21 protein-coding genes are annotated in these 24,624 nt (G+C 71.5%); 9 read left to right on the top strand and 12 right to left on the bottom strand.

Annotation, left to right across the window (positions count from 1 at the left end):
- Positions 1-24 precede the first annotated feature (24 nt).
- From cseC to AB5J56_RS20140, 5 genes are all read right to left on the bottom strand, one after another.
- Complete coding sequence (gene cseC, locus AB5J56_RS20160) at positions 25-1,458, bottom strand: two-component system sensor histidine kinase CseC (RefSeq protein ID WP_369234122.1); 1,434 nt, start codon at positions 1,456-1,458, stop codon at positions 25-27.
- An 8-nt stretch (positions 1,459-1,466) separates the two neighbouring features.
- Positions 1,467-2,186, bottom strand: a complete 720-nt coding sequence (cseB, locus tag AB5J56_RS20155) for a two-component system response regulator CseB (protein WP_369234121.1) — start codon at positions 2,184-2,186, stop codon at positions 1,467-1,469.
- 104 nt (positions 2,187-2,290) lie between these two features.
- Complete coding sequence (locus AB5J56_RS20150; protein ID WP_369234120.1) at positions 2,291-2,941, bottom strand: hypothetical protein; 651 nt, start codon at positions 2,939-2,941, stop codon at positions 2,291-2,293.
- Positions 2,929-3,480 carry a SigE family RNA polymerase sigma factor gene (locus tag AB5J56_RS20145; protein WP_369234119.1) on the bottom strand — a complete coding sequence of 184 codons (552 nt, stop codon included), beginning with the start codon at positions 3,478-3,480 and terminating at the stop codon, positions 2,929-2,931. The genes AB5J56_RS20150 and AB5J56_RS20145 overlap by 13 nt, the downstream gene beginning before the upstream one ends.
- 284 nt (positions 3,481-3,764) lie before the next feature.
- The gene (locus tag AB5J56_RS20140; protein ID WP_369234118.1) at positions 3,765-4,685 is read right to left on the bottom strand and encodes an A/G-specific adenine glycosylase; all 921 of its coding nucleotides are present in this window, start codon (positions 4,683-4,685) and stop codon (positions 3,765-3,767) included.
- A 256-nt stretch (positions 4,686-4,941) separates the two neighbouring features.
- Here AB5J56_RS20140 and AB5J56_RS20135 point away from each other — a divergent pair, with 256 nt between their 5' ends.
- The gene (locus tag AB5J56_RS20135; RefSeq protein WP_369234117.1) at positions 4,942-5,757 is read left to right on the top strand and encodes a hypothetical protein; all 816 of its coding nucleotides are present in this window, start codon (positions 4,942-4,944) and stop codon (positions 5,755-5,757) included.
- A gap of 255 nt (positions 5,758-6,012) precedes the next feature.
- On the opposite strand, the gene disA is transcribed toward AB5J56_RS20135, so the two are convergent.
- The 5 genes from disA to AB5J56_RS20110 form a co-directional block, all read right to left on the bottom strand.
- Positions 6,013-7,137, bottom strand: coding sequence for a DNA integrity scanning diadenylate cyclase DisA (gene disA, locus AB5J56_RS20130; RefSeq protein WP_369234116.1), 1,125 nt, complete (start codon positions 7,135-7,137; stop codon positions 6,013-6,015).
- 68 nt (positions 7,138-7,205) lie between these two features.
- Positions 7,206-8,615 (bottom strand): DNA repair protein RadA, encoded by a 1,410-nt coding sequence (gene radA / locus AB5J56_RS20125; RefSeq protein WP_369234115.1) that lies wholly within the window; start codon positions 8,613-8,615, stop codon positions 7,206-7,208.
- A gap of 95 nt (positions 8,616-8,710) precedes the next feature.
- The gene (locus tag AB5J56_RS20120; RefSeq protein WP_369234114.1) at positions 8,711-10,297 is read right to left on the bottom strand and encodes an MFS transporter; all 1,587 of its coding nucleotides are present in this window, start codon (positions 10,295-10,297) and stop codon (positions 8,711-8,713) included.
- A 159-nt stretch (positions 10,298-10,456) separates the two neighbouring features.
- Positions 10,457-11,851, bottom strand: a complete 1,395-nt coding sequence (locus tag AB5J56_RS20115; protein ID WP_369234113.1) for an alpha/beta hydrolase — start codon at positions 11,849-11,851, stop codon at positions 10,457-10,459.
- 390 nt (positions 11,852-12,241) lie between these two features.
- Positions 12,242-13,087 (bottom strand): PaaX family transcriptional regulator C-terminal domain-containing protein, encoded by an 846-nt coding sequence (locus AB5J56_RS20110; RefSeq protein ID WP_369234112.1) that lies wholly within the window; start codon positions 13,085-13,087, stop codon positions 12,242-12,244.
- Positions 13,088-13,308: 221 nt separating this feature from the next.
- Between AB5J56_RS20110 and AB5J56_RS20105 the strand changes: the two genes are divergently transcribed.
- The gene (locus AB5J56_RS20105) at positions 13,309-15,111 is read left to right on the top strand and encodes a hypothetical protein (protein ID WP_369234111.1); all 1,803 of its coding nucleotides are present in this window, start codon (positions 13,309-13,311) and stop codon (positions 15,109-15,111) included.
- Between the two features lie 34 nt (positions 15,112-15,145).
- Here AB5J56_RS20105 and AB5J56_RS20100 read toward each other — a convergent pair whose 3' ends face one another.
- Positions 15,146-15,994 carry a hypothetical protein gene (locus AB5J56_RS20100; protein WP_369234110.1) on the bottom strand — a complete coding sequence of 283 codons (849 nt, stop codon included), beginning with the start codon at positions 15,992-15,994 and terminating at the stop codon, positions 15,146-15,148.
- Between the two features lie 71 nt (positions 15,995-16,065).
- Here AB5J56_RS20100 and AB5J56_RS20095 point away from each other — a divergent pair, with 71 nt between their 5' ends.
- The 4 genes from AB5J56_RS20095 to ilvD all read left to right on the top strand — a co-directional run bounded on the left by AB5J56_RS20095 (position 16,066) and on the right by ilvD (position 20,935).
- Positions 16,066-16,998 (top strand): Ppx/GppA family phosphatase, encoded by a 933-nt coding sequence (locus tag AB5J56_RS20095; protein ID WP_369234109.1) that lies wholly within the window; start codon positions 16,066-16,068, stop codon positions 16,996-16,998.
- 456 nt (positions 16,999-17,454) lie between these two features.
- Complete coding sequence (locus AB5J56_RS20090; protein ID WP_369234108.1) at positions 17,455-18,282, top strand: sugar phosphate isomerase/epimerase family protein; 828 nt, start codon at positions 17,455-17,457, stop codon at positions 18,280-18,282.
- Complete coding sequence (locus AB5J56_RS20085; RefSeq protein WP_369234107.1) at positions 18,279-18,902, top strand: TetR family transcriptional regulator; 624 nt, start codon at positions 18,279-18,281, stop codon at positions 18,900-18,902. Before AB5J56_RS20090 ends, AB5J56_RS20085 begins: the two co-directional genes overlap by 4 nt.
- Positions 18,903-19,081: 179 nt before the next feature.
- On the top strand, positions 19,082-20,935 hold the full coding sequence (gene ilvD, locus AB5J56_RS20080) for a dihydroxy-acid dehydratase (protein WP_369234106.1): 1,854 nt from the start codon (positions 19,082-19,084) through the stop codon (positions 20,933-20,935).
- Positions 20,936-20,987: 52 nt separating this feature from the next.
- On the opposite strand, the gene AB5J56_RS20075 is transcribed toward ilvD, so the two are convergent.
- Complete coding sequence (locus AB5J56_RS20075; protein ID WP_369234105.1) at positions 20,988-23,105, bottom strand: serine/threonine-protein kinase; 2,118 nt, start codon at positions 23,103-23,105, stop codon at positions 20,988-20,990.
- Between the two features lie 179 nt (positions 23,106-23,284).
- On the opposite strand from AB5J56_RS20075, the gene AB5J56_RS20070 reads away from it, so the two are divergent.
- The 3 genes from AB5J56_RS20070 to AB5J56_RS20060 all read left to right on the top strand — a co-directional run bounded on the left by AB5J56_RS20070 (position 23,285) and on the right by AB5J56_RS20060 (position 24,568).
- On the top strand, positions 23,285-23,626 hold the full coding sequence (locus AB5J56_RS20070; protein WP_369234104.1) for an SH3 domain-containing protein: 342 nt from the start codon (positions 23,285-23,287) through the stop codon (positions 23,624-23,626).
- A gap of 129 nt (positions 23,627-23,755) precedes the next feature.
- Positions 23,756-24,040, top strand: coding sequence for a peptidase (locus AB5J56_RS20065; protein ID WP_369242663.1), 285 nt, complete (start codon positions 23,756-23,758; stop codon positions 24,038-24,040).
- 48 nt (positions 24,041-24,088) lie between these two features.
- The gene (locus tag AB5J56_RS20060; RefSeq protein ID WP_369234103.1) at positions 24,089-24,568 is read left to right on the top strand and encodes an EamA/RhaT family transporter; all 480 of its coding nucleotides are present in this window, start codon (positions 24,089-24,091) and stop codon (positions 24,566-24,568) included.
- Positions 24,569-24,624: the final 56 nt, after the last annotated feature.

The following is a 24,624-nucleotide window of genomic DNA, read 5'->3' as shown; positions in this document are numbered from 1 at the left end:
CGGGGGCCTTCTCCTGCGTACGGCTCAGCTGCCCTTCGTCGGCAGCATCGGGTAGCTGCCTGTGTTCGTGGGCGCGTGCTCCGGCAGCCACAGCACCGCGACCGCGCCCTCGGCGGGCACATCCTCCGGTGCGCCCGCGGGCCGGATGTTGCGGAAGGTCAGCCGGGCGCCCAGCACCCGCGCCTGGCCCGCCGCGATGGTGAGCCCCAGTCCGTGCCCGTGGCCCGAGCGGTCACTGCTGCCCGTACGGAAGCGGCTCGGGCCGTCGGCGAGGAGTTCCTCGGGGAAGCCGGGACCGTGGTCGCGTACGCGGATCACGCGGCCCTCGACGGAGACCTCGATCGGCGGCTTGCCGTGCCGCGCGGCGTTCGCGAGGAGGTTGAACAGCACGCGCTCCAGGCGCCGGGGGTCCGTCGTGACCTCCGACTCGTGCACCACGCGCACCTCGATGGCGGGGTCCTTCGCGACCACGCGCCGTGCGACGAACTCGCCCAGCATGATGTCCTGCAACTCGGCCCGCTCGGAGGCGCCGTCGAGGCGCGCGACCTCCAGGACGTCCTCCACGAGGGTCCGCATGGCCTGTGCCCGGTCTCGTACGAGCTCCGTCGGGCGGCCGGGAGGCAGCAGTTCCGCCGCGGTGAGCAGCCCGGTGACCGGGGTGCGCAGCTCGTGCGCGATGTCCGCGGTGACCCGGCGTTCGGCCTCGATGCGCTGCTGGAGCGCGTCCGCCATCGCGTCGACGGCCCGCGCGAGGTCGTCGGTCTCGTCCCGCACGACACCGCCGATGGCGTCCCGTACGCGGACGTCGGTGTCGCCCATGGCGACCTGGTTCGCCGCCGCCGCGGCCTTGCGCAGCCGCCGCGACAGCTGGCCGCCGATGAGCACGCCGAGTGCGCAGCCGCCGAAGACGACCGCGATCGAGCCGATGATCAGCGCCTGGTCGAGGTCGCTCATCACGGTCGTGCTGCGGTCGGTGAACCGGGTGTGCAGCGACAGCACCCGGCCGTCCTTCAGCGGTACGGCGGCCCAGATGTCGGGTACGCCGTGCCGTCCCTCGGCGATGAACGTGGCCCGCCGCCCCTGCGAGACCTTCAGCAGCAGGTCCCGCGGGATGGCCGGGTCGTCGACCTTCACCCCGAAGTTCTGGCCGAAGTTGGTCTGCGTCCGGCCCGAGTCGTAGACGCGCTGCGCGACCTGGATGCGCTCGTCCGCCAGGTCGCGCGAGTTGTCGAGCATCGAGACGCGTGCCGCGTTGTGCACGACCAGACTGAGCGCGATCGCCACCAGCGCGCCGACCAGCGCGATCGCGGCGCTGAGCTTCCACCGGATGCCGGTGCGGATGCCTGTGGCACCTATGGCGCCGAGGGCCCCTGCCGCACCTGCGGTACCCGTGGCACCTGTGTGGTCGCTGAATCTCGTACGGCCGCCCGGAACCAGGCGCTGAAAAATCCCCCGCATACCCCTGCTCAGGCCTTCAACTTGTAGCCGAAGCCGCGGACCGTCTCGATCCGGTCCTGGCCGATCTTCGTGCGCAGCCGCTGCACATGGACGTCCACGACGCGGGTGTCCCCGCCCCAGCCGTAGTCCCACACACGTTCGAGCAGCTTGTCGCGGCTCAGTACCGTACCGGGCGCGGACGAGAACTCCAGGAGCAGCCTCATCTCGGTGGGCGTGAGCGCCACCGGCGTACCGCCCCTGCGAACTTCCATGCCCTCGGTGTCGATCTCCAGGTCGCCGTCGCCGAAGGAGAGCACGCCGCCGTCGACCGTCTCCGGACCGTTCCCGGCGCCCGCACCGCCCGCGGGGCCCCCGGCGTGCCCGAAGCGGCGCAGCACCGCGCGGATGCGGGCGACCAGGACAGCGCCGTCGAACGGCTTCGTCACGTAGTCGTCGGCGCCCGCCTCCAGGCCCAGCACCACGTCGATGGAGTCGGCGCGCGCGGAGAGCATGATCACCGGGACGGTCGACTCGTCGCGGATACGGCGGCACAGGCTGACGCCGTCGAGGCCCGGCACCATCACGTCCAGGAGCGCGATGTCGGGGCGGTCGGCGCGGAACGCCTCCAGGCCCGACAGCCCGTCGGGCATGGCGGTCACCGCGAAGCCGTCGCGCTCCAGGGCGAGCTGCGTGGCCTCGCGGATGACGTCGTCGTCCTCGACGAACAGGACGTGGGTCTGCTCTGCCATCCGGCTGCTCCGTCTGCTTTCAGGTCTTCAGGTCATCAAGTCTTCAGGTCTGCGGGGGTTGAGAGGTCGAGGGCTCAGGTCGTGGGATCTGGTGGCCCCGGGTCTCAGTTCGCTTCGGGGGTGGCCGTGTCGGCGCCGCCCACCGCGTTGCTGTAGACGTTGCGCGTCCGCGCGTCCACGATGAAGTGCGTCGCCGACCAGCCGTAGGTGATCACTTCTTCGCTGGACGGATACGACACCGGGTCGCCCTTCTCATACAACTGCTGCGTGACCACCAGGTCGCCCCGGTCGATCTCCGCGTAGACCGGAGGCTCCTCGGCCTTGAAGACATTCTCGTATCTGCCGCCCTGATCGCGGTACACGTACGAGCCGACCCCGACCGCGTCACCGCAGGTCATCACGTTGACCACGATGTCGCTCGAAGCCCCCCCGGTCAGGTCCCCGTACGACACGTCGACCGGGTACTCGTCGCCGACGCACGGCTTCAGATCGCTCTTGACCGCGCCGCTGACCTGCGGATCGTGCTTGAGGAGCTCGACCGGGTCCACGGTCTTCCTGGCCAGGCTGGGCGAGGCGGAGGCCGAGGGCGTCGTCGCGCCGGCCACCGCGTCGGCGTCGCGGGCAGGGCCCTCGTCACGGGCGCCCGTTCCGCCGGTGGCGCAGGCGGTCGAGAAAAGGCCGAGGGCGGTGAGCGCGGCCGCCGCCGTACTCCCCGCCTTCAGGACCTGTCTGGCCCGTGTTCCTAGGCCGCGCAACGCTCCCGCTCCTCACTCGCCCCGAGTGCGCGTGCGCCGCGCTCCTCGTAGTCCCGGCTCTCCAGCTCCTCGCGGAGCCGGGCCAGGGCCCGGTGCAGTGTGCTCTTGACCGTGCCGGCCGACATGCCGAGGGCGGCGGCCGTCTCCTCCGTGGACATCTGCTCCCAGTGTCGCAGCACCACGACACTGCGCTGCTTCGGTGCCAGCACCTTCATGATGTCCATCAGCAGGGCGCGGTCGGCGTGCTGCTCGGTCGAGTCCTCGACGCTCGCGTCGGGCAGCTGCTCGGTCGGAACCTCCTCGAGCTTCCGCGCCCGCCACCACTCGGTCCGCGTGTTGATCATGACGCGGCGGAGGTAGGCGTCGGCCAGGCGCTTGTCCGCGATGCCGTCCCAGCGGCCGTACGTCCGTACGAGCGCGGTCTGGAGGAGGTCCTGGGCGTCGACCGGGTCGGGGACCAGGCGGCGGGCACTGCGCAGCAACGCGTCCTGCCGAGTGCGGACGTACTCCTCGAATTCGAGCACCTCGCCGTGCGCCATGATCAACCGCCTCCATCCCCGTTTCCGACCTGCCTGCTGCTTCCTGCCGCCTGCTGTCGGGTCCATCTGCCTGTGTTGCTGTGCTGCCCGTGAACCGCTGTCGATCCGCTGTGTCGCGGCTGTCCCTGCGGTACGGCAATGAAGCTACGGAGGGGTTGTCACGGCGTTGTCCGAGCCAGCCTTCGGCAAGCACTCGGCTGTCCGTCGGTTGTGTAACGGACGTAGGGCGTGGGTAAGGCGGCGTGGGTATACGTCTGGAATGGGTTGTTCTGTCGGGTGCTCTGTCAGGTGAGGGGGAGTCGGTACAGGCCGTCGGGGAGCGGTTCCACGAGACCGTCCGCGACGAGACCGTCCAACGCCCTTGCCCGCTGCACCGGTTCGTCCCATACGTCGTCCAGCTCGGCCTGCGGGATCGGGGTGACCGCCTCCCTGAGTACGGCGAGGAGCTTGCCGCGGACCTGGCGGTCCGTGCCGGCGTACGTCTGACCGCGCCGCGGCGGCCCGTCGTGGTCCGGCTTCCCGGCCAGCCGCCAGGCGCACTGCACGGCGATCGGGCAACGGTGGCAGGTCTCGTTCTTCGCCGTGCAGACCAGCGCGCCGAGCTCCATGGACGCGGCGGCCCAGCGCGACGCCGTCCCCTCGTCGTCGGGGAGCAGGGCGCGGGCGAGCTTGCGCTCGGCTGCGGTGGTGGCGTTCGGCGGGTACTGGACGCCGGTGACCGCGCGGGCGAGGACGCGGCGGACGTTGGTGTCGAGTACGGCGTGGCGCTGGCCGTACGCGAAGGAGGCCACCGCCGCGGCCGTGTACTCGCCGATGCCGGGCAGTGCGAGCAGCTGCGCGTGGTCGGTGGGTACGTCGCCGCCGTGCCGTTCCGTTATGGCCACCGCGGCGCCGTGCAGGCGCAGGGCGCGGCGCGGGTAGCCGAGCCGGCCCCAGGCGCGGACGGCCTCGCCCGGTGCCTCCTTGGCCAGGTCGGCGGGGCGCGGCCAGCGGGCCAGCCACTGCTCGTAGACGGGGAGTACACGGTTGACCGGCGTCTGCTGGAGCATGAACTCGCTGACCATCACGCCCCAGGGGCCGGCTTCGGGGTGGCGCCAGGGGAGGTCTCGGGCGTGTTCGTCGAACCATGCGATGACCGGGGGGTGGAGGGTCTCGCCGGGGGTGGTGGGCGTGGTGCGGGCGCTGGGGTTCGCTGGTGCAGTCATGGCTTCTCGATCCTGCCATGGTGGGGGTGGCGGCGGGGCGGTCGCCTTGCGGCCGGACGGGATTCGCTGTGCGTCGGGGGTGGGCCGGGGCCGCGCCGGTACATCCGCCCGCATCCGCGTCGGTCGCTGTGAGTGGCCGAGAACGCATGCCTGTTCATCCCCAACGGGCTTCGCCAGGATGATGATCCGGAAAAGTTGAGGGCCAGGGCGGCGGGTGGGGCGAGGGAAGGGGTGGATCTCTCGTACAGTTTGCGCCGTGGGATCTATGCGCAATCCGGTCGGGCCGCTTCCCTCCACCATCTACTGGCGACGGAGGGCCGTTCTGCTGTCCATGGTGGCGCTGTTGGCGCTGCTCATCGTCTGGGTGGTCGGCTCCGGCGGCGGAGGTGGGAAGAACGGCGCGGACGGTTCCAATGGGAAGAACCCCGCGCAGACGATCACTCCTGGGCCCTCCAGTTCGGGGCCGGCGATCAGTCAACACCCGGGCGGGCGTGACGAGTCGAGCGGGAGTGGGAGTGGCTCCGGCGGGGCCGGGTCCGGGTCTGGTGGCGGGACGGGTGGGTCGGGCGACGACGGTGGGTCCGGCTCCGGTTCCGGGTCCGGTGGTTCGGGCGGCGGGTCCACGAGTGGGGGCGGATCCGCGGATCAGCTTCCGGCCGGGTCCAGCGTCCCCAACTGCACCGCGGGAGCGGTGAAGTTGACGCTGCGCAGCGTGCGCAATACGTACGCGCCCGATGAGAAGCCCACTCTGCAACTGGTCGCCAAGAACACCGGCGGCAGTGACTGCAAGGTCGACTTCGGCCCGAAGAACGCGGTGGTGACGGTCACTCAGGCCGGCGGCGACGACGCGTACTGGTCGTCCGACGACTGCCCCACGAGCGCCTCCGCGGTCCTCCTCCGCGTCCCGGCCGGCAGCCAGATCACCTACACCGTAAGGTGGGACCGCAAGCCCAGCGCCCCCGAGTGCGCCACCCCGCCGGCCGGTTCCGCCACCGCAGGCACGTACTTGGTCGAAGCCAAGGCCCCCGGCCTCACCAAGGCCCGGGCGTCTTTTGTACTGGCGAAGGACTGAAGGACCCACCCGGCAGACGAGTCGCTCACCTGCGGGCAATCGTGCCTCCCCCACTGCCTTAAGGGCGTGGGGGGACCCCCAGGCGGCACGGGTGGGCGCAGGCGGCGCCTCGTCAGCGCCGGGTTGTGTGACCCACCCCCGCCCAGCACCCGCGCCGGGTGGCTGAGCAGAGCAAAGGGGCGCCCGGGGTCTTCCCACCCACTCCGGGCGCCCCTCCGGGCAACGAACCCCAAATCCCTCGAAAAACTGCCGAGGCTACACGTAACGCTCGAGAATCGAGGACTCCGCCAACCGCGACAACCCCTCGCGCACGCTCCGTGCCCGCGCCTCCCCGACCCCGTCGACGGTCTGCAGGTCGTCCACGCTGGCGGCGAGCAGCTTCTGCAGGCCGCCGAAGTGCTCGACGAGACGGTCGATGATCGCGCCGGGAAGCCTCGGCACCTTGGCGAGGAGGCGGAAACCGCGCGGCGAGACCGCGGAGTCGAGCGCCTCGGGGGAGCCGGTGTAGCCCAACGCGCGGGCCACGGTGGAGAGTTCGAGGAGCTCCGCGTGGGTCAGCGCGTCCAGCTCGAAGAGGGCCTCGTCGACCGTGCGGGAGCGCTTCGCGGTCGGCTCGGGCACATAGTCCCGTACGACGAGTTCACGCTCGGGCTCCACCCCGGCGATCAACTCGTCCAGCTGGAGGGCGAGAAGCCGTCCGTCGGTGCCCAGCTCGACCACGTACTCGGCGATCTCGGTGGCGATCCGGCGCACCATTTCGAGGCGCTGGGCGACCGCCGACACGTCCCGGACGGTGACCAGGTCCTCGATCTCCAGGGCGGACAGCGTGCCCGCGACCTCGTCGAGGCGGAGCTTGTAGCGCTCCAGGGTCGCGAGGGCCTGGTTGGCGCGGGAGAGGATCGCGGCGGAGTCCTCCAGGACGCGGCGCTGACCGTCGACGTACAGCGCGATCAGGCGCATCGACTGAGAGACCGAGACGACGGGGAAGCCGACCTGCTTGGAGACGCGGTCCGCGGTGCGGTGCCGGGTGCCCGTCTCCTCGGTGGGGATGGTCGGGTCGGGCACCAGCTGCACGCCCGCCCGAAGGATCTTGGTGATGTCCTTGTCGACAACGATGCCGCCGTCGAGTTTGCACAGCTCGCGCAGGCGGGTCGCCGAGAAGTCGACGTCCAGGACGAAACCGCCCGTGCACATCGACTCGACGGTCTTGTCCCAGCCGAGCACGATGAGACCACCGGTGTTGCCGCGGAGAATCCGCTCAAGCCCGTCGCGCAGCGACGTGCCGGGTGCCACGGCGCTCAGTGAGGCGCGCATCAGGCCATCGGCACCGGAGCTCCCACCGGACTTTCCGGGAGCTGCTGCCCGGTCGTTGGCTGCCACTGAACTCCTCCGGTCGCAGGTTTCCGGTCGCCCTCTGTTCGTACGGACGGGCGAGACCTGGGCAAAGTCTACCGGCGGTCTTCGTCCTCCCGTGGGGCCTCTCGACGACGGGAGCGCGGAAGGACCCGCAGCGCGTCGCCCATGTCGGCGACTTCCAGGACCTTCATACCGGGAGGGATCTTGCCCGGGTCGGTCGGTACGAGGGCGTGTGTGAAGCCCAGACGGTGGGCTTCGGCCAGTCGCCGCTGGACCCCCGTGACCCGTCTGACCTCGCCCGCGAGGCCGACTTCGCCGATCGCGACAAGGTTCTTGGGCAGCGGGGTGTCGCTCGCCGCGGACGCGAGCGCGAGGGCGATCGCGAGGTCCGCGGCGGGCTCGGAGAGCTTCACACCGCCGACCGTCGCCGAGTAGATGTCCCGCTTTCCGAGCGAGGTGATCCGGCCGCGCTGCTCCAGAACGGCCAGCATCATCGAGACGCGGGAGGTCTCCAGACCGGACGTCGTACGACGGGGGGAGGGGATCTGCGAGTCGACCGTGAGCGCCTGGACCTCGGCGACCAGGGGGCGGCGGCCCTCCAGGGTGACGGTCAGGCAGGTGCCCGGGACCGGCTCGGCGCGGCGGGTCAGGAACAGGCCGCTCGGGTCGGCGAGGCCCGTGATCCCCTCGTCGTGCAGCTCGAAGCAGCCGACCTCGTCCGTCGTGCCGTAGCGGTTCTTGACCCCTCGTACGAGGCGCAGGCGTGCGTGACGGTCGCCCTCGAAGGACAGGACGACGTCCACCAGGTGTTCCAGCAGCCGCGGTCCCGCGATCGCGCCGTCCTTGGTGACATGGCCGACCAGGAGCGTCGACATGCCCCGGTCCTTGGAGGCGCGGATGAGGGCCCCGGCTACCTCCCGGACCTGGGCCATGCCCCCGGGCGCGCCGTCGATCTCCGGGGAGGCCACGGTCTGTACGGAGTCGAGGATGAGCAGCGAGGGCTTCACCGCGTCCAAGTGACCGAGGACGGCGGCCAGATCGGTCTCGGCGGCCAGATACAGGTGGTCGTCGATCGCCTTGATGCGGTCGGCGCGCAGCCGTACCTGGCTCGCCGACTCCTCACCCGTGACATACAACGTGCGGTGCTCGTCGCTCGCCGCCTTGGCCGCCACGTCGAGCAGGAGCGTCGACTTGCCGACGCCGGGCTCGCCCGCGAGGAGGACGACCGCGCCGGGTACGAGACCACCGCCGAGGACGCGGTCCAGCTCGGGCACGCCGGTCGAGCGTGCGGTGGCCTGGCGGCCGTCGACCTCGCCGATGGGCACCGCGGAGGTGGTGACACGGCCCGGTGTCGTCGTACGGACCGCGGGCGCGCCGTACTCCTCGACCGTCCCCCAGGCCTGGCACTCGGGGCAGCGGCCGAGCCACTTGGCCGTCTGCCAGCCGCACTCGGTGCAGCGGTAGGACGGCCGGTCCTTCGCGGTTTTCGTACGGGCAGCCATGGACGAAACCGTAGCCCAGGCCACTGACATCGCCGTCGGGCGTACGGGGGCCGTGCGCATTCGTCTCGCGCCTTGGCCCCCGTACGCCCGCACGCTCATCCGGTGACGGCCACCGCCGCCTCCTTCCCCGTCTCCTCGACGGTGCCCTTCTCCTCCGTACGACCGCGCAGTGCGAGCAGGACGAGGAGCGCGGAGAACAGGGCCGCGCTGCCGCACACGACGAAGCCGATCGAGTAGCCGTGGCCGAGCGCGTCGAGGGCGAACGAGCGGGCCGCGCCCGGCGGGGAGTTCGGCGGGACCGAGTTGAGGGCGAGCGGGCCGCCCTCCTTGAGGACCTCGTGCGCGGCCGCCTTCGACTCCGCGCCGAGCGACGACGCCGTACCGAGGGAGGCGGTGACCTGCGAGGCGGCCTGGCTCAGCGCGACCGCGCCGATGACGGCCGGGCCGAGGGTGAAGCCGAAGTCGCGCAGCAGGTTCGTGGAAGCGCTGGCCATGCCCGCGAGATGCACGGGCACGGTGTTGACGGCGGTCGCGGTGATCGACGACACCGTGAACGCGAAGCCCACCCCGACCAGGCCCAGCGGCAGGATCAGCGACGTCAGCGCCCGGTCGTCGACGGCCAGTGTCGCCGCGAGGAAGTCGCCGGCCGCGATCAGCGCGAGGCCCGCCGTGAGCATCGTGCGTGAGGAGACCCGGCTGAGCAGGCGGGAGGTGACCGGCGTCAGGAACGGGGTCAGGCCGCTGAGGAGCAGAAAGGCGAAGGACGTCCGCATCGGGCTCTGGTGCTGGATCGGGCCGAGCCGGATGCTCGCGCCGTACGCCGTGCCGAGGAAGCTGAACATGCCGATGACCGAGACGACGGACGCGATCGCGAAGGAGCGGTTGCGGAACAGATCGAGGCGCAGCAGCGGTGAGCGCGCCCGGTGCTCGGCCGCGACGAACAGGCCGATGAAGACCGCCGCGACGACGAAGGCGACGACCACCGAAGTCGACCCCCACCCGTCGGAGGGCCCCTGGATGACGGCGTACAGGAGCGCGAAGAGGCCCACGCCGATGGTGAGCTGACCGCCGATGTCGAGTGAACGCCCCTCCGGGGCGGAGGAGTCGGCGGCGAACACGAAGCTGACCAGCGCACTCAGGGCGGCGAGTACGGCGACCACCACGAAGGCCGCGCGCCAGGAGCCGTACGTCCCGGTGATGCCGCCGAGCAGCGGCGCCAGGAAGCCACCCGCGGACAGGCTGGACGCCCAGACGGCGATGGCGCGGGCGCGCTCGGCCGCCCCGTGGGTACCGGCGGCGATCATCGCGAGCGAGGTCGGGAACAGCGCTGCGGCGCCGAGCCCGGCGAGCGCCTGCCCCACCCACAGCTGGTGGACGCCCGAGCTGGAGGCGGCGACCACCTCGCCGGCGCACAGCAGCGCCGCACCGCCGACCAGCAACCGCTTGCGCCCGAAGAGGTCACCGAGCACACCGAACGACAGCTCCAGTACGGCCACCGGCAACAGGAACGCGTCCGATATCCACGTCAACTGCGAGCCCACCGGGTGCAGGTGCTCCTGGAACAGGCCGTTCAGCGTGGCCGGCATGGCAAGCCCGATCTGCGCGAGGCAGACGGCCAGGCAACCGGCGATCAGGGTGCCGAGGGGGAGGCGGGATGCGGCTGGTTGAGATGGTTCAGGCATGGAGGGTCCCTAGGGGTTTTGAGGCCGTCATGGGGGTCCCCCCGCTCGAGCGAAGCCGAGAGTGGGGGAGTTTGAGGACGAGCCCGTTCAGGGCGATACGGGGGTCGGGGGCGGAGCCCCCAGGTACGGGACGGGTAGGGGCGGAGCGGGCGAAAACCGTTACTGGTCCGTCGCGGGCACGCGCGCGTGAAGCGCGTTTTCGCGGCCCACCGTCAACTCGGAGGGCCGGTACGGCACATACGCGGCCCCGTCCAGACCGAGCCCGAGCGCGGCCTTCTGCAGGGCGGCCGGCGTGGCGGCATCCCCCCAGTGACCGGTTGCGACTCGCCGTTCCAGGGCGTGCACGGCGGCAACCGTCTCGGCGGTGGTGAACGCGCAGTGGCCCTGCCGCTCGACATACGCCTGCCGCAGCAGCGCCCCGTCCCCGGACGCCCGCACCCGGTCCGCGAACCGGTCCTCCTGCTCGACCGGCACGAGGTTGTCGGAGGTGGTGTGCACGTCGAGGAGGGGTACGCCGAGGCCCTGCCCGGCGGACGAGGTGCGCGCCGCCTCACGTACCGCGGCCGGGTCCGCCGCGATGTCGGCGCTGCGCGTGAGGGCCCGCAGGTCGGCGTGCAGGTCGAGCCCCGCCGCCGCGTACAGAGCACGGACCTGCGGGGCGTGCGCGGAGCCCGCGAGGAGGCGGCCGTAGTCGATGCCCCGGTTCCAGGAGTTGTTGCCGCCGACGGACTGCTCGACGGCGTACCGGCCGCCCTCGATGAACGACAGCACTCCCTGCGCGAACCACGCGTACTGCTGCTCCTCCTGGGCCGCCCAGTCGCCGTCGGCGGGCTTGTCCTGGCCGGGGGCCCAGGCGGGCAGGTTGAGGAAGGCGGCGGCGAGCGCGACGCGGGCCCGGCCCTGCGGGGTGTTCTGCGCGGTGGTGACGGCCGCGGTGAGGCGGTCGGCGGTGGCGGACGCCTCGGCCTGGGAGGCGAAGTTCACCAGCTTCAGGTCCTCGGCGGGCAGGAGCAGACGGGCGATGGCGTGCTCGGCGTCGAGCTGGTAGTTGTCCAGGTCGGTGCCGCCTGCGACCAGGCCGCAGAAGCCGAGCGCGCCGTCGACGCGGCCCGCGCCGTCCCGGGCGATCCGCGCGTTGACGAGGCCGCCCATGGACTGGCCGACGGAGAGTGTGCGGCGCGGCTTGCCGATCGACTTCTGCACGGCGTCGAGCGCCCCGAACTGGTCGCGTTCCGCGCTGGCCAGCGCCCACATGGACCCGTTCGGGTCGTACGAGGAGCCGGCCAGCGCGTATCCCTCGGAGAGCAGCTCGGTACGGGAGGCGTCGGAGGGCGCGTCCCGCGCGACGGTGGGGCCGAAGCCGTGGCTGAACAGGAGCAGCGTGCCGTTCCAGTGCGCCGGTACGTCCGCGATCCAGGTGGCGCCGTCGGCGAGGGTGCCGGTCAGGTGCCGGGTGTCCGGCGCGTCCGCGTGGGCGACGGGGGCGGTGACGGAGAGGGCTACTGCCGTGGCCAGGGCGGCCGTCGTACGGACCAGACGGGTGCGTGCGGGCATCTCGTGGGGCTCCGATCTGCGGGGGAGGGGAGGGGGAGCGCTGGGGGCGGGTGCGGTCAATGCTCAGTGCACTGAACGACTGACTGGACGCTCGGAATGTAGGGCGGTTATCTGACTGCCGTCAATGGAGTGCACAACATCAGTTGCGGAGGGGGCGCGACGGCGCGCGGTGACGATCAAGGAGTGCGGAGGGGCGCGGAGGGAGTTGTGTGAGGGTGGCGACGGACGGCGCGGGCAAGGGGTGAGGGGCGCGCAAGGCGAGTTCAGGGCGCGCGTCTTCCTGTGTGCGCCCTTCGCACAGTCCCGAGGCGCATGCTGCGGGGGTGCGCGCCGGGGCGTGCGAGCTCCTCGGCAAGCCGGGCGGCCCCGGCGCACGCGCCGGAGGGCGCGCTACGCCTCCGCGGGTACCGTCTCCAGCAGGCGCCGCGCCGTCTCCCGGGCGGGCGCGTCCAGGCGGGCGTGCACCGCGCGGAACGTCTCCTCCGCCGGGCCCGCGGGCCAGTCGGCGGGCAGGTGCTGCACGGGCAGGCGCGGGTCGCTGCGGATCACACTCAGCCACGCGGTCGACAGGCGCAGCCGCAGTGCGAGGGCGTCCTCGGACATGTCACCGCCCGCCTGCCCGCCGGGCGCTTCCGCCTCTCTGAGGGGGCGCCAGGCGTGGTCGAACGCGCGGTAGCGGTCGGCGAGTTCGGCGAGGTCCCAGGTGTCGTCGATCATCTCGGCGATGTCCATGCCGATGTCGGCCCGCGCGCGGAACACCTTGACGTGTGCGGACAGCCCGAGCTCCGCCAGGATTCCGGAGACGTCGACCTCGCCGGGCGCGATCCACAGACCGCTGAACAGCGGCCCGAACCCGGCCCAGGTGAGCTGTGAGCGCAGATCGTGCCGCTGCCGCTGCCACGACTCGGGCAGCGAGAAGCCGAGCAGCGACCAGGTGCCGTCCCAGTCGCGGTTGACGGCGCCGGTCTTCCAGATGCGCTGCTCGCCGTCGCGCAGGATCGCCTCGGAGCGCTCGGTGAGCCCGAAGTACATGCGGCGGCCCTCGCGCCGTCGGCGCAACAGCCCGCGGTTGACCATCCGGGTCAGCGTCGACCGGGTCGCGTGCTCGCCGACGCCGGCCCGGGCGAACACCTCGATGACACTCCCCGAGTACACGCACACACCGCGGCCGAGCACCTGGTCGCCGAGGAAGGTCAGCATCAGGGACTGCGGGCGCGGGGCGTTGTCGGTGGCCACGGGGTTACGGTACGACGCCGTCCACGGGCCGGGGGAGTGCGGGCGGGGCTCCACGCGATCGCGGAGCGGCGCACGCGCGCGTGCCGTCATCGCCGCCCGTGAAGGCCTGGGCCACGGGATGGGAGGTTCCTGTCCCCTTATGAGGGATCGTTTCACCCGTACGGATTAAATGTGCTCAAGGGGGAAGTAGGGGCCACCCTGTGGCACCTACGGTCGCACGGGTGATGAGCAGCAGTCCGGAGACCTCCACACACACCACCGGCGCACACCGGGCGCACGGAGACGCGCGCAAGCGAGTGGCAGCGCCCCGCGGAGCGAGCACCCGCACCATGGCCCAGCACCCTCCCGCGCGCTACGAGCCTTACCTGGACGGCCTGTTCACCTACTGCCTGTCCGTGCTGTGCGACCACGACACGGCCACCGCCGCCCTGGGAGAGGTCCTCGCGCTGGCCGAGCGCCGGAGCCCGCGCGGCCCGGAGTCCGCGGACGACCGCAGGGCCTGGCTGTACGCGCTGGCCCGCTGGGCGTGTCTGCGCAAGCTCGCCGAGGCCAGGCGCCGCCGACAGGCCTCGCACGCCGCCGGCAAAGGCACTCACAAAGGCGCCCGCAAGGCCGCGCACCAGGACGACCCCCAGGGCGCCCACAAGGCCGCCCACAAAGAAGCCGCCGACCGGCGCGCCGCCGAAGCCCTGAGCGCCGTCCCCGTCTCCGAGGACGCCCAGGCCCGACGGCAGCGCGAACTCGCCCTGCTGGCCTGGCCGGAGGCCGCCGGTACGTCCCCCGAGCAGCGCGAGGCGCTCGAACTCGCCGTGCGCCACCAGCTCGCCGCCCATGAGGTCGCCGCCGTGCTCGGCATGGATGTCGCGTCGGCGCGCGAGCTCCTCGCCTCCGCCGCCTGCGAGGTCGAACGCACGCGCGCGGCGCTCGCGGTGGTGGAGACCGGCGCGTGCCCGAGCGTCGCGCGCCTCACCGACGACAACCAACTCGTCCTGAGCACCGCCCTGCGCCGCGAACTGGTCCGGCACGTCGACGACTGCCCGCGCTGCCGCCGCACCGCCGAGCGCGCGGTCCCCGGCTCCTGGCCCGGCACCAGCGTCACGCCCGCGGCGCTCCCCGTACTCGAAGCACCGCGCGCGGCCCTGCACATGGCGATGACGCACATCTCGCGCGCGCGGGGCGACGCCCCGCGCTTCGACCGGCGCGGTTTCCCGATGGATCCCAAGGACCGCGCGGCCCGCCGCGACCGGCTACGCGCGCGTGCCGTCACGACCACGGTCGTGGCCACCGTCGTCGCCGCGCCCGTACTCGCCCTGTGGGCGGCCTACCGCGGCGCGCCCCTGATCGGCGAGGGCGCGGACGGCCGCTCGGTCACCGCGAGCGAGGCGCACGGCGCCGAGGGCCTCGACGGCGAGGACGCGGGCGGCTACGAGAACGCCGGAAACGCCAGCACCCGGCCCGACGCCCGCTTCACCAAGGGCAGCCGCTCGCCCGACGTCTCCGTGGAGGTCGTCAGCGTCGCCGGAAAGGGCACGGGACGGCTCTCCGTGACGGCGGACAACAGCGGCGACACGACGCTCATCACGCTGACGGCGGCCGGGGATTCACCGGTGCGGTGGTCCGCCCGTACCGGAGCCTCCTGGCTCTACCTGAGCCAGTCGTCGGGAACCCTCGCCCCCGGCGCATCGTTGACGATCAAGGTGTACGTCGACCATCTCCGCGAGCCGGTGGGCCCCTGGACCGCGCGAGTGGCCGTCGCACCGGCGGGCGCCGTGGTCACGATCGACGGATACGGCAACGCGGGCCCGTCCGACCCCGGCACCTCGGGCCCCGACCCGGCCCCGTCCCACCCGGACCCCGACCCGACACCGAGCGACCCGACCCCGTCCGACCCCGACCCGACGCCCAGCGACTCGACCCCGCCCGACCCGGACCCGACACCGACGGACTCGACCCCGGCCCCGTCGGACCCCGGGGGCTCGACGCCGCCGCCCAGCGACAGCGGCGACCCGAGCCCCTCCTCGTAGACCTGAAGTACGAAGTACTAGTGCGACGTGGCAGTCAGCCGACCGGATCGGCGGGATGCGGCGCGAGGAGCGGCAGCTGCGCGGCGAGCCTCTCCTCACAGAGCTCGGCGAGCCGGTCATAGCCCGCCTTGCCCATCATTTCGACCAGCTCCGGCCGGTACGACACGTACACCGGGTCGCCCGCGCCGTGCGCCGAGGTCGCCGACGTGCACCACCAGTGCAGGTCGTGGCCGCCCGGACCCCAGCCGCGGCGGTCGTACTCACCGATCGACACCTGGAGGATGCGGGTGTCGTCGGGCCGGTCGATCCAGTCGTACGTACGCCGCACGGGCAGCTGCCAGCAGACGTCCGGCTTGGTCTCCAGGGGCTCGCGCCCCTCCTTGATCGCCAGGATGTGCAGCGAGCAGCCGGCGCCACCGGCGAAACCGGGCCGGTTCTGGAAGATGCACGACCCCTTGTACGGGCGGGTCTGGCGCTCCCCGTCCTCGTCCTGCGAGACCCAGCCGGTCTCCGTGCCCACGTCATGGTGCTGCCAGATCTCCGGCGTGAGCCGCGCCACATGCCCGGCCACCCGCTTCTCGTCGTCCTCGTCCGAGAAGTGCGCGCCCAGCGTGCAGCAGCCGTCGTCGGCACGGCCTGCCTGGATGCCCTGGCAGCCGCTTCCGAAGATGCAGTTCCAGCGAGAGGTCAGCCATGTCAGATCGCAGCGGAAGGCCTGCTCGTCGTCGGCGGGGTCCGGAAATTCCACCCATGCGCGAGCGAAGTCGAGCCCTTTCTCGTCGCTCGTCTTCGGGGCCTTCGGTGACTTCGTGGACTTGGCCGCCTTCGCCTGCGAGGAACCCTTGGCCGATTTGTCAGGCTTCGCCTTTTTCGTCTTTGGCACTCGTCCAGGGTAAGTCGCTGAAGGCCGCTCCGGGGACGGTCAACCGCTCCGTTGCCAGTAGCGTTCCGTTTATGAGACTCGGTGTCCTCGACGTGGGTTCGAACACGGTGCATCTGCTGGTGGTGGATGCGCACCCGGGCGCGCGCCCGCTTCCCGCGCATTCGCACAAGGTGGAGCTGCGGCTCGCCCAACTCCTCGACGAGGGCGGAGCGATCGGCCCCGAGGGCGTCGACAAACTGATCGGTGTCGTCCACGAGGCACTGGAAGCCGCCGAGGACAAGGGTGTCGAGGAACTGCTGCCGTTCGCGACCTCCGCGGTGCGGGAGGCCAGCAACGCGGACGACGTACTGGCCCGTGTCCAGGCCGAGACCGGGGTCGAGCTCCAGGTCCTGACCGGCGCGGAGGAGGCCCGACTCACCTTCCTCGCCGCCCGCCGCTGGTTCGGCTGGTCGGCCGGGAAACTGCTGGTCCTGGACATCGGCGGGGGCTCACTCGAAATCGGCTACGGCATCGACGAGGAGCCCGACGCGGCGGTGTCGCTGCCGCTGGGCGCCGGGCGGCTGACCGCGGGCTGGCTGCCGACGGATCCCGCGGATCCGGCGGACATCAAGGCGCTACGGCGCCATGTGCGGGCCCAGATCGCCCGTACGGTCGGGGAGTTCAGCCGCTTCGGGGCACCCGACCACGTCGTCGCCACGTCCAAGACCTTCAAGCAGCTCGCACGCCTTGCCGGGGCGGCGCGCTCCACGGAGGGGCTGTACGTCCAGCGCGAGCTGAAGCGACGGTCCCTGGAGGACTGGGTTCCGAAGCTCGCCTCGATGACCGTCGACGAGCGGGCCGAGCTGCCCGGCGTCTCCGAGGGGCGCGCCGGGCAGCTCCTCGCGGGCGCACTCGTCGCCGAGGGCGCGATGGATCTCTTCGGCGTCGAAACCCTGGAAATCTGCCCCTGGGCCCTCCGAGAGGGCGTAATCCTCCGCCGCCTGGACCACATGGCAACGGCGTAGTTCTCTTACGCGGCCAAGGTCACCCTCTCGCACCAAGGGCGCCCGGGGTGGGTGGGCAAATCCCGGGTTCCCCCTGTTTGAACAGTCACCCGGTGTGGGTGCTGGGCGGGGGTGGGTCGCGCAGCCCGGCGCTTACGGGGCGCCGCCTGCGCCCACCCGTGCCGCCCCAGCGGCACGATTGCCCGCAGGGAGGACGGACCCGCCGCCACGCGAGCGACCACGCACCCGCAGTCGCGTACGCACGGAAGGGGCCGTGCCGGTACGTTCCTGCCCGTCGCGTAGCAGACCGCCCGCCAAGTTTCGCCGTATATCAACCCCGGGCAGTACGCCCACGCGGCGACGGGCAAGACGTACCGGCACGGCCCCGACCCACCACACACCCCCCTGCGATGGGCGCCCCCGCCAGCAACCGCACCCCACTGCGAAGGCGGCAGACGCCCCCGTACCCTGTCCCTCGTGGCAAAACCAGTGGTGCGCATCCCGGATGCGAAGGTCGCGCTGTCCACGGCCTCCGTGTATCCGGAGTCGACGGCGACGGCCTTCGAGATCGCCGCGCGCCTCGGTTACGACGGCGTCGAGGTCATGGTGTGGACCGACCCGGTCAGCCAGGACATCGAGGCCCTGCGTCGGCTCAGCGACTACCACCAGGTCCCGATACTCGCCGTCCACGCCCCATGCCTGCTGATCACGCAGCGCGTCTGGTCCACAGACCCCTGGATCAAGCTCCAGCGCGCCCAGGCGGCAGCCGAGAAGCTCGGGGCGACAACCGTCGTCGTACACCCCCCGTTCCGCTGGCAGCGCCAGTACGCCCGCGACTTCGTCACCGGCATCTGGCGCATGGCGAACGAGACGGACGTACGATTCGCCGTCGAAAACATGTACCCGTGGCGCTACCGCGACCGCGAGATGCTCGCGTACGCCCCCGACTGGGACGTCACGAAGGACGACTACCGGCACTTCACGATCGACCTCAGCCACACCGCGACGGCCCGCACGGACGCGACGGAGATGATCGACCGCATGGGCGACCGCCTCGGCCATGTGCACCTCGCCGACGGCAACGGCTCCAACAAGGACGAGCACCTGGTCCCCGGCCGCGGCACGCAGCCCTGCGCCGAACTCCTGGAGCGCCTGGCGCTCACCGGCTTCGACGGCCATGTCGTCATCGAGGTCAACACCCGCCGCGCGATGTCCAGCGCCGAACGCGAGGCCGACCTCGCGGAGGCCCTGGCCTTCACCCGGCTCCACCTCGCCTCCGCCGCGGTCAAGGTGCCCCGCCAGTGACGGAGACGACGCCCGCCCCCCGCCGCCGGGGACGCCCCTCCCGCAAGCAGACGGCGGAGGCGGGCCCCGCCACCCGCGACCGCATCCTCGACGCGGCCCGTGAGGAGTTCTCCGAGCGCGGCTACGACAAGACGTCGATCCGGGGCATCGCCAAGGCGGCCGGCGTGGACTCGGCCCTGGTGCACCACTACTTCGGCACCAAGGAACAGGTCTTCGAGGCTGCCATCGAGGTCGCGTTCGCGCCCGCGCTGAACGCCCCGACGGCCATCGCGGACGGCCCGCTGGACGGCGTGGGCGAGCGGCTGACGCGCTTCATCTTCGGCGTCTGGGAGAACCCGACGACCCGCACGCCCCTGCTGGCGATCGTCCGCTCCGCCGTGAACAACGAGGCCGCGGCGGCCGTCTTCCGCCGCCTCGTCGCCAGCCAGCTGCTCCGCCGTATCGCCCAGCAGCTCGACCTCCCGGACGCGGAACTGCGCGCCGAACTTGCGGCGGCGCAGCTCGTCGGAGCGGCGATGCTGCGCTACGTGATCAAGGTCGAGCCGCTCGCTTCCGCGGACCTGGAGCAGATCATCAGAAGACTGGCCCCGGTGGTGCAGGGTCACCTGACGAACCCCTGACGAACCCCTGAGGAACCCCTGACCCCCCTGACGAACCCCTGCCGAGCCCGGCCGCCCACCGAGACATACATCCCGCATTCCGGACACCCTGTCCGAACCTTGGATCACCGGCGTAGGCTCGGCCACAGTCATAAGTCTCCTCATGACTCCCCCGAAGTTCCCCGAAGGAGCGAGCGACGATGCCCGAGCTGAGGTCCCGCACAGTCACCCACGGCCGCAATATGGCGGGCGCCCGCGCCCTTATGCGCGCCTCCGGTGTACCGGGCGCGGACATCGGCCGGAAGCCGATCATCGCGGTGGCGAACTCGTTCACCGAGTTCGTGCCGGGCCACACCCACCTCCAGCCGGTCGGCCGGATCGTCTCCGAGGCCATCACCGCCGCCGGGGCGATCCCGCGCGAGTTCAACACGATCGCCGTCGACGACGGCATCGCGATGGGCCACGGCGGCATGCTGTACTCGCTCCCCTCCCGCGACCTGATCGCGGACAGCGTGGAGTACATGGTCGAGGCGCACTGCGCCGACGCCCTGATCTGCATCTCGAACTGCGACAAGATCACGCCCGGCATGCTCATGGCCGCCCTGCGCCTGAACATCCCGACGGTCTTCGTCTCCGGCGGCCCCATGGAGTCCGGCCGGGCGACCCTCGTCGACGGCACGGTCCGCACGCTCGACCTGGTCGACGCGATCTCCGACGCCGTGAACGACAAGATCTCGGACGAGGACATCCTCCGTATCGAGGAGAACGCCTGTCCGACCTGCGGCTCCTGCTCCGGCATGTTCACCGCCAACTCGATGAACTGCCTGACCGAGGCGATCGGCCTGTCCCTCCCGGGCAACGGCTCGACCCTCGCCACGCACACGGCCCGTAAGGCGCTGTACGAGGACGCGGCGCGCACGGTCGTCGACATCACCAAGCGGTACTACGACGGCGGCGACGAGACGGTCCTGCCGCGCACCATCGCGAACTTCGCGGCCTTCCAGAACGCCATGGCTCTGGACATCGCCATGGGCGGCTCGACCAACACGATCCTGCACCTGCTGGCCGCCGCCCAGGAAGCGGGCGTCGAGTTCGGCCTGGAGGAGATCAACGAGGTCTCGCGCCGTGTGCCGTGCCTCGCCAAGGTCGCCCCGAACGTCGCGAAGGACCGCACGTACTACATGGAGGACGTGCACCGCGCCGGCGGCATCCCCGCCCTCCTGGGCGAGCTGCACCGCGCCGGCCTCCTCAACGAGGACGTGCACTCCGTCCACAGCCCTTCCCTCGCCGACTGGCTGAAGACCTGGGACGTGCGGGCGGGCTCCCCGTCCCCCGAGGCGATCGAGCTGTGGCACGCGGCGCCGGGATGCGAGAGGTCCTCCACGGCCTTCTCCCAGTCCAAGCGCTGGGAGGCCCTCGACAAGGACGCCGAGAACGGCTGCATCCGCTCCGCCGAGCACGCGTACTCCAAGGACGGCGGCCTCGCGGTCCTCAAGGGCAACCTGGCGGTCGACGGCTGCGTCGTGAAGACCGCGGGCGTCGACGAGTCGATCTGGACGTTCGAGGGTCCGGCGGTCGTCTGCGAGTCGCAGGACGAGGCCGTCGACAAGATCCTCAAGAAGGAGATCACACACGGCGACGTCGTGGTCATCCGCTACGAGGGCCCCAAGGGCGGCCCCGGCATGCAGGAGATGCTCTACCCGACGTCGTTCCTCAAGGGCCGCGGCCTCGGCAAGACCTGCGCCCTGATCACCGACGGCCGCTTCTCCGGCGGCACTTCGGGCCTCTCCATCGGCCACGCCTCCCCCGAGGCGGCCTCCGGCGGCACGATCGCCCTCGTCCAGGACGGCGACCGCATCCGCATCGACATCCCGAACCGCACGATCGAACTCCTCGTGTCCGACGAGGAGTTGGACGCCCGCCGCACCGCCCTCAACGGCGTCTACGCCCCCGCCAACCGCGACCGCAAGGTCTCCGCCGCCCTGCGCGCCTACGCCGCGATGGCGACGAGCGCGGACAAGGGCGCGGTGCGGGACGTCTCCAAGCTGGGCTGACGCTCCACGCGTCGCGAGGGGGCCGCTCCAGCCGGGGCGGCCCCCTCGCATATCACCAGCCGGAGGGGTCGGTCCCGGGCATACCGAAGACGGTGCCGTCGGGGGCGCTGGTGTAGATGCGGCCGTTCACGATCACGGGCACGGGCAGCGAGGCCATGACCTGACCGGACTTCGTGCCGAGCCGTGGAGCGGTCTGTCCGACCAGCCTCCCCTTGCGGGTGTCCACGGCTACGAGCCGCCCGTCGGCGGCGGTGAAGTACACATACCGGTCGTCGGCGACCGGCGCCGAGCCCCGGGACACGGCCGTCTCAAGGCGCCACCGCTGCCCGCCCGCGTCCAGGTCGACGGCCGCCAGCGAGCCCCCGGCCGCCATCAGGTAGACGAGGCCGCCGCGCACGGTTGCCTGGGCCTGCTCAAGCCGGACGGGCAGCACGACCCGGCGCGACGCCCGGCTCCGGGGGTCGTACCGGAGTACGGCCTTCGCATCGCCGTAGTTCTGGTCACCCACCATGAAGACGACGGCGCCGTCGCTCGTTCCGACCGGCGTCAGCGCGCCGTTCAGCCGCGCTTCCCACCGCACGTCACCCGTGGCCGGGTCCACGGCGGTGACCCGGGTACGCGACCCGTTGCCGACCGCGCTCGTCGCATACGCCAGCGGATCCCCGTCGAACGAGGTGAAGTACGGCACCGGTTGGCCCGGGATCCGGTGGCGCCACTTCATGTCGCCCGAGGCGCTGTCCACGCCGGTGACCGTGCCGTCGGCACCCGTGAGGAGCACGGTGCCGTCCGCGTACCGCAGGCTGTCGTACGCGGACACGTCCCGCGTCCACCGTGTCCTGCCCGAGGACGGATCGAGCGCCTCCAGGCGCTTGTCCTTGTCCGACATCACGTGCACCAGACCGCCCGACAGGACGGGCGGCACGCCCGAGACGCCTCGCTCGGCGACGGCGTGCCGCCACAACACGGTGCCGTCGACCGGATCCAGAGCGGTGATCTGCCCCGGCTGCGAGCAGAACAACTTCCGTGCGCCGTACGAGCATTGGGGCGTGCCACTGCTCTTCGGCGCCGTCTTGGTGTGCCAGCCGCTGAACCCCGCCGGCGCGGACCGGGGGCTGCTGCCGTGAGGCGCCGGCTCGCTGCCGTCGAGCAGCTGAACCGAGGCGAACGCCCCGCCCGCGGTGAGGACGAGCGCCCCGGCCGCGAGGACGGTCCACTTGTGGCGCCGCCCCTTGGCGCGCGGCCCGGACGCCTTGGCACCGGACTCCGGCTCCGGTTCCGTGACCTCCGGCTTTTCCGACCTGCCCGTCCGCTGGGCCGGTATGAACGCCTGGGTGTCGTACGAGGCCGCCACCGACCGCAGTTCGCGCATCAGCTCGTCCGGAGTGGGGCGATCCTCGGGTTCCTTGGCGAGGCAGCGCAGTACCAGCGGTGCCAGATTCCCCGGTACGCCGGCCAAGTCGGGCTCGTCGTGCACGACTTGGTAGGCGACGACGTACGGGCTGTCGGAGTCGAACGGCCCCCGCCCGGTCGCCGCGTGCACCATGACCGAGCCGAGCGCGAAGATGTCGGCGGCGGGCCCCACTTCGCGCGGCCGACGGAACTGTTCGGGCGCCATGAACGGCGGGGTGCCGATCAACTTGCCCGTCTCGGTCCGCAGTTCGCTGTCCTTTGGCCGGGAAATGCCGAAGTCGATGACCTTCGGCCCGTCATCGGCGAGCAGGACGTTGCTGGGCTTGAGGTCCCGGTGCACCACTCCCACGCGGTGGATGTCACGCAGAGCCTCGGCGAGCCCCGCCATCAGGCGGCGCAACTGGGCCGGAGGCATCGCCCCGTTCCGCTTCACGTGCTCCGCGAGCGTGGGCCCCGGGATGAACAGCGTGGCCATCCACGGCCGTTCGGCCTCCGGGTCGGCGTCGACCACCGGCGCGGTGAAGGCACCGCTCACCCGTCTCGCAGCGGCCACCTCCTGCCGGAAACGCCCCCTGAATTCGGGGTCTCCGGCGAACTCCGCGTGCACGACCTTGACCGCGAGCCGCAGCCCGGAGGTCGAGCTGGCCAAATGGACCACGCCCATGCCGCCGGAGCCCAGGCATGACTCCAGCCGGTAATGACCGGCGTACTCCGGAAGTTCCGCTTCCGCGCCCGCTCCGGTATTCCGCTGTGGCGCCATGGACCCACCCCCGTGCTGTTCGTCCGCGCGCGCGACGCACGGAGCCTAGTCGATGACTCGTGCGAGACAGAGGCGGCTTGCTAGCCTCCGCGTGCGAGTCGCGCACAGACGTACGTGGCGAGTTTTCGGGGAATCAACGGGGCCCATGACAGTCATGGGACCAACGGGGGAGGCTTTTCATGTCTGTTGACCGTACTGAGGAGATCGCGGGCGGCGATGAGGCCGAGGCCGTCGCGACGACAGCGGCGGCCGAGAGCACGACCGAGGCGGCCCTGCGCTACTACTCGATCGCACCGGGCGTCTCCGTGAACGTCCGCAGTGGCCCCGGCACCAGCTACAAGATCGTCCGTGTCCTGTCCGCGGGCACCCGCGTTCCGATCTTCTGTCAGACGCCGGGCGAGACCATCACCGGCCCGTACGGCACGACGAAGATCTGGGACAACATCGGCAACGGTCAGTACATCTCGGACGCGTACGTGCAGACGGGCAGCGACGGCTACGTCGCGGCACATTGCTCCTGATCCAGCACCACTCCCGCACAGCCTCAGCTCGCGCATCGCTTCTGACCCCAGCGAAGGGACAGCACAGCCATGAAGTCGAAAGGGCGCAGATCGGTCCTGCTGGCGGGCGCCGCCGCCGGAGCCTTTCTGATGGTCATGGGCTCACCCGTGGCCGCGAACGCGGACACTCACTACTACCCGGTCGCGCCCGGCTACGCGCTCAACGTCCGCAGTGGCCCCGGCACCGGCTACAGCATCGTCCGTGTCCTGGCCGAGGGGTCTCATGTACCGATCTTCTGCCAGACCCCGAGCGAGTACGTGACCGGTCCGTACGGCACGACGAAGATCTGGGACAGCATCGGCGTAGGCGAGTACGTCTCCGATGCCTATGTGAAGACCGGCAGCGACGGCTACATCGCGGCGCGCTGCGCCTGAACCACCGCGCCGACCGGCCCCACCCCCACCCAGCGCAATAATCGACCCGTGAGCAACGAGACCACCCCCACAGGCCCCCACCCCGATCCCCTCCGCTTCTTCGGCACGACCTGGGTGAACCACGACGGCGGCTACGCGGCCCGCAGGGCAGGCGTGGCCGTCGGCTCACTCGTGGCCGCCGCGGCGGCCTGCCTGGTGCTGCGCTTCGCCTACCAGGGGCTGCAGATCGCGGACGTGGGCAGACTGGTGAACGTGCTGGTCGTGGTGATGTTCTCGGTGTGCAGCGCCCTCGCCTTCGGCCACACCTGGGGAGCGTTCACCAAGCGCCCCGACCCCGAGCGCCAGGCCTCCCTCCGCGGCCTCCTCGCGATCGGCTTCATCGGCTCCCTCCTCGCCTACTTCTTCCGCTCACTCACCGAGGCCCCCGGCGAGAAGCTCCACCGCGAGGAGTACGAGACGGCCCGCGACCAGTACAAGAAGCGCAGCAAGCGCCGCACGGGCAACCCGTCAAAGCGAAAGGGTTCCTAGCCCATTCAGCCCGTCCGGCGTTTGAGGACGAGCGCGCAAGCGCGACAGCAGGGGGA

This window comes from Streptomyces sp. R21, assembly GCF_041051975.1.
Taxonomy (GTDB): domain Bacteria; phylum Actinomycetota; class Actinomycetes; order Streptomycetales; family Streptomycetaceae; genus Streptomyces.
This window is presented reverse-complemented; position numbering and strand designations above follow the sequence as displayed.

Coding starts and splice junctions, on each gene's coding strand:
- ilvD (WP_369234106.1), top strand. CDS start 19,082: ATGCCCGAGCTGAGGTCCCGCACAGTCACCCACGGCCGCAATATGGCG.
- AB5J56_RS20120 (WP_369234114.1), bottom strand. CDS start 10,297: ATGCCTGAACCATCTCAACCAGCCGCATCCCGCCTCCCCCTCGGCACC.
- radA (WP_369234115.1), bottom strand. CDS start 8,615: ATGGCTGCCCGTACGAAAACCGCGAAGGACCGGCCGTCCTACCGCTGC.
- AB5J56_RS20075 (WP_369234105.1), bottom strand. CDS start 23,105: ATGGCGCCACAGCGGAATACCGGAGCGGGCGCGGAAGCGGAACTTCCG.
- AB5J56_RS20115 (WP_369234113.1), bottom strand. CDS start 11,851: ATGCCCGCACGCACCCGTCTGGTCCGTACGACGGCCGCCCTGGCCACG.
- AB5J56_RS20095 (WP_369234109.1), top strand. CDS start 16,066: ATGAGACTCGGTGTCCTCGACGTGGGTTCGAACACGGTGCATCTGCTG.
- AB5J56_RS20065 (WP_369242663.1), top strand. CDS start 23,756: ATGGTCATGGGCTCACCCGTGGCCGCGAACGCGGACACTCACTACTAC.
- AB5J56_RS20140 (WP_369234118.1), bottom strand. CDS start 4,685: ATGACTGCACCAGCGAACCCCAGCGCCCGCACCACGCCCACCACCCCC.
- cseC (WP_369234122.1), bottom strand. CDS start 1,458: ATGCGGGGGATTTTTCAGCGCCTGGTTCCGGGCGGCCGTACGAGATTC.
- cseB (WP_369234121.1), bottom strand. CDS start 2,186: ATGGCAGAGCAGACCCACGTCCTGTTCGTCGAGGACGACGACGTCATC.
- AB5J56_RS20145 (WP_369234119.1), bottom strand. CDS start 3,480: ATGGCGCACGGCGAGGTGCTCGAATTCGAGGAGTACGTCCGCACTCGG.
- AB5J56_RS20070 (WP_369234104.1), top strand. CDS start 23,285: ATGTCTGTTGACCGTACTGAGGAGATCGCGGGCGGCGATGAGGCCGAG.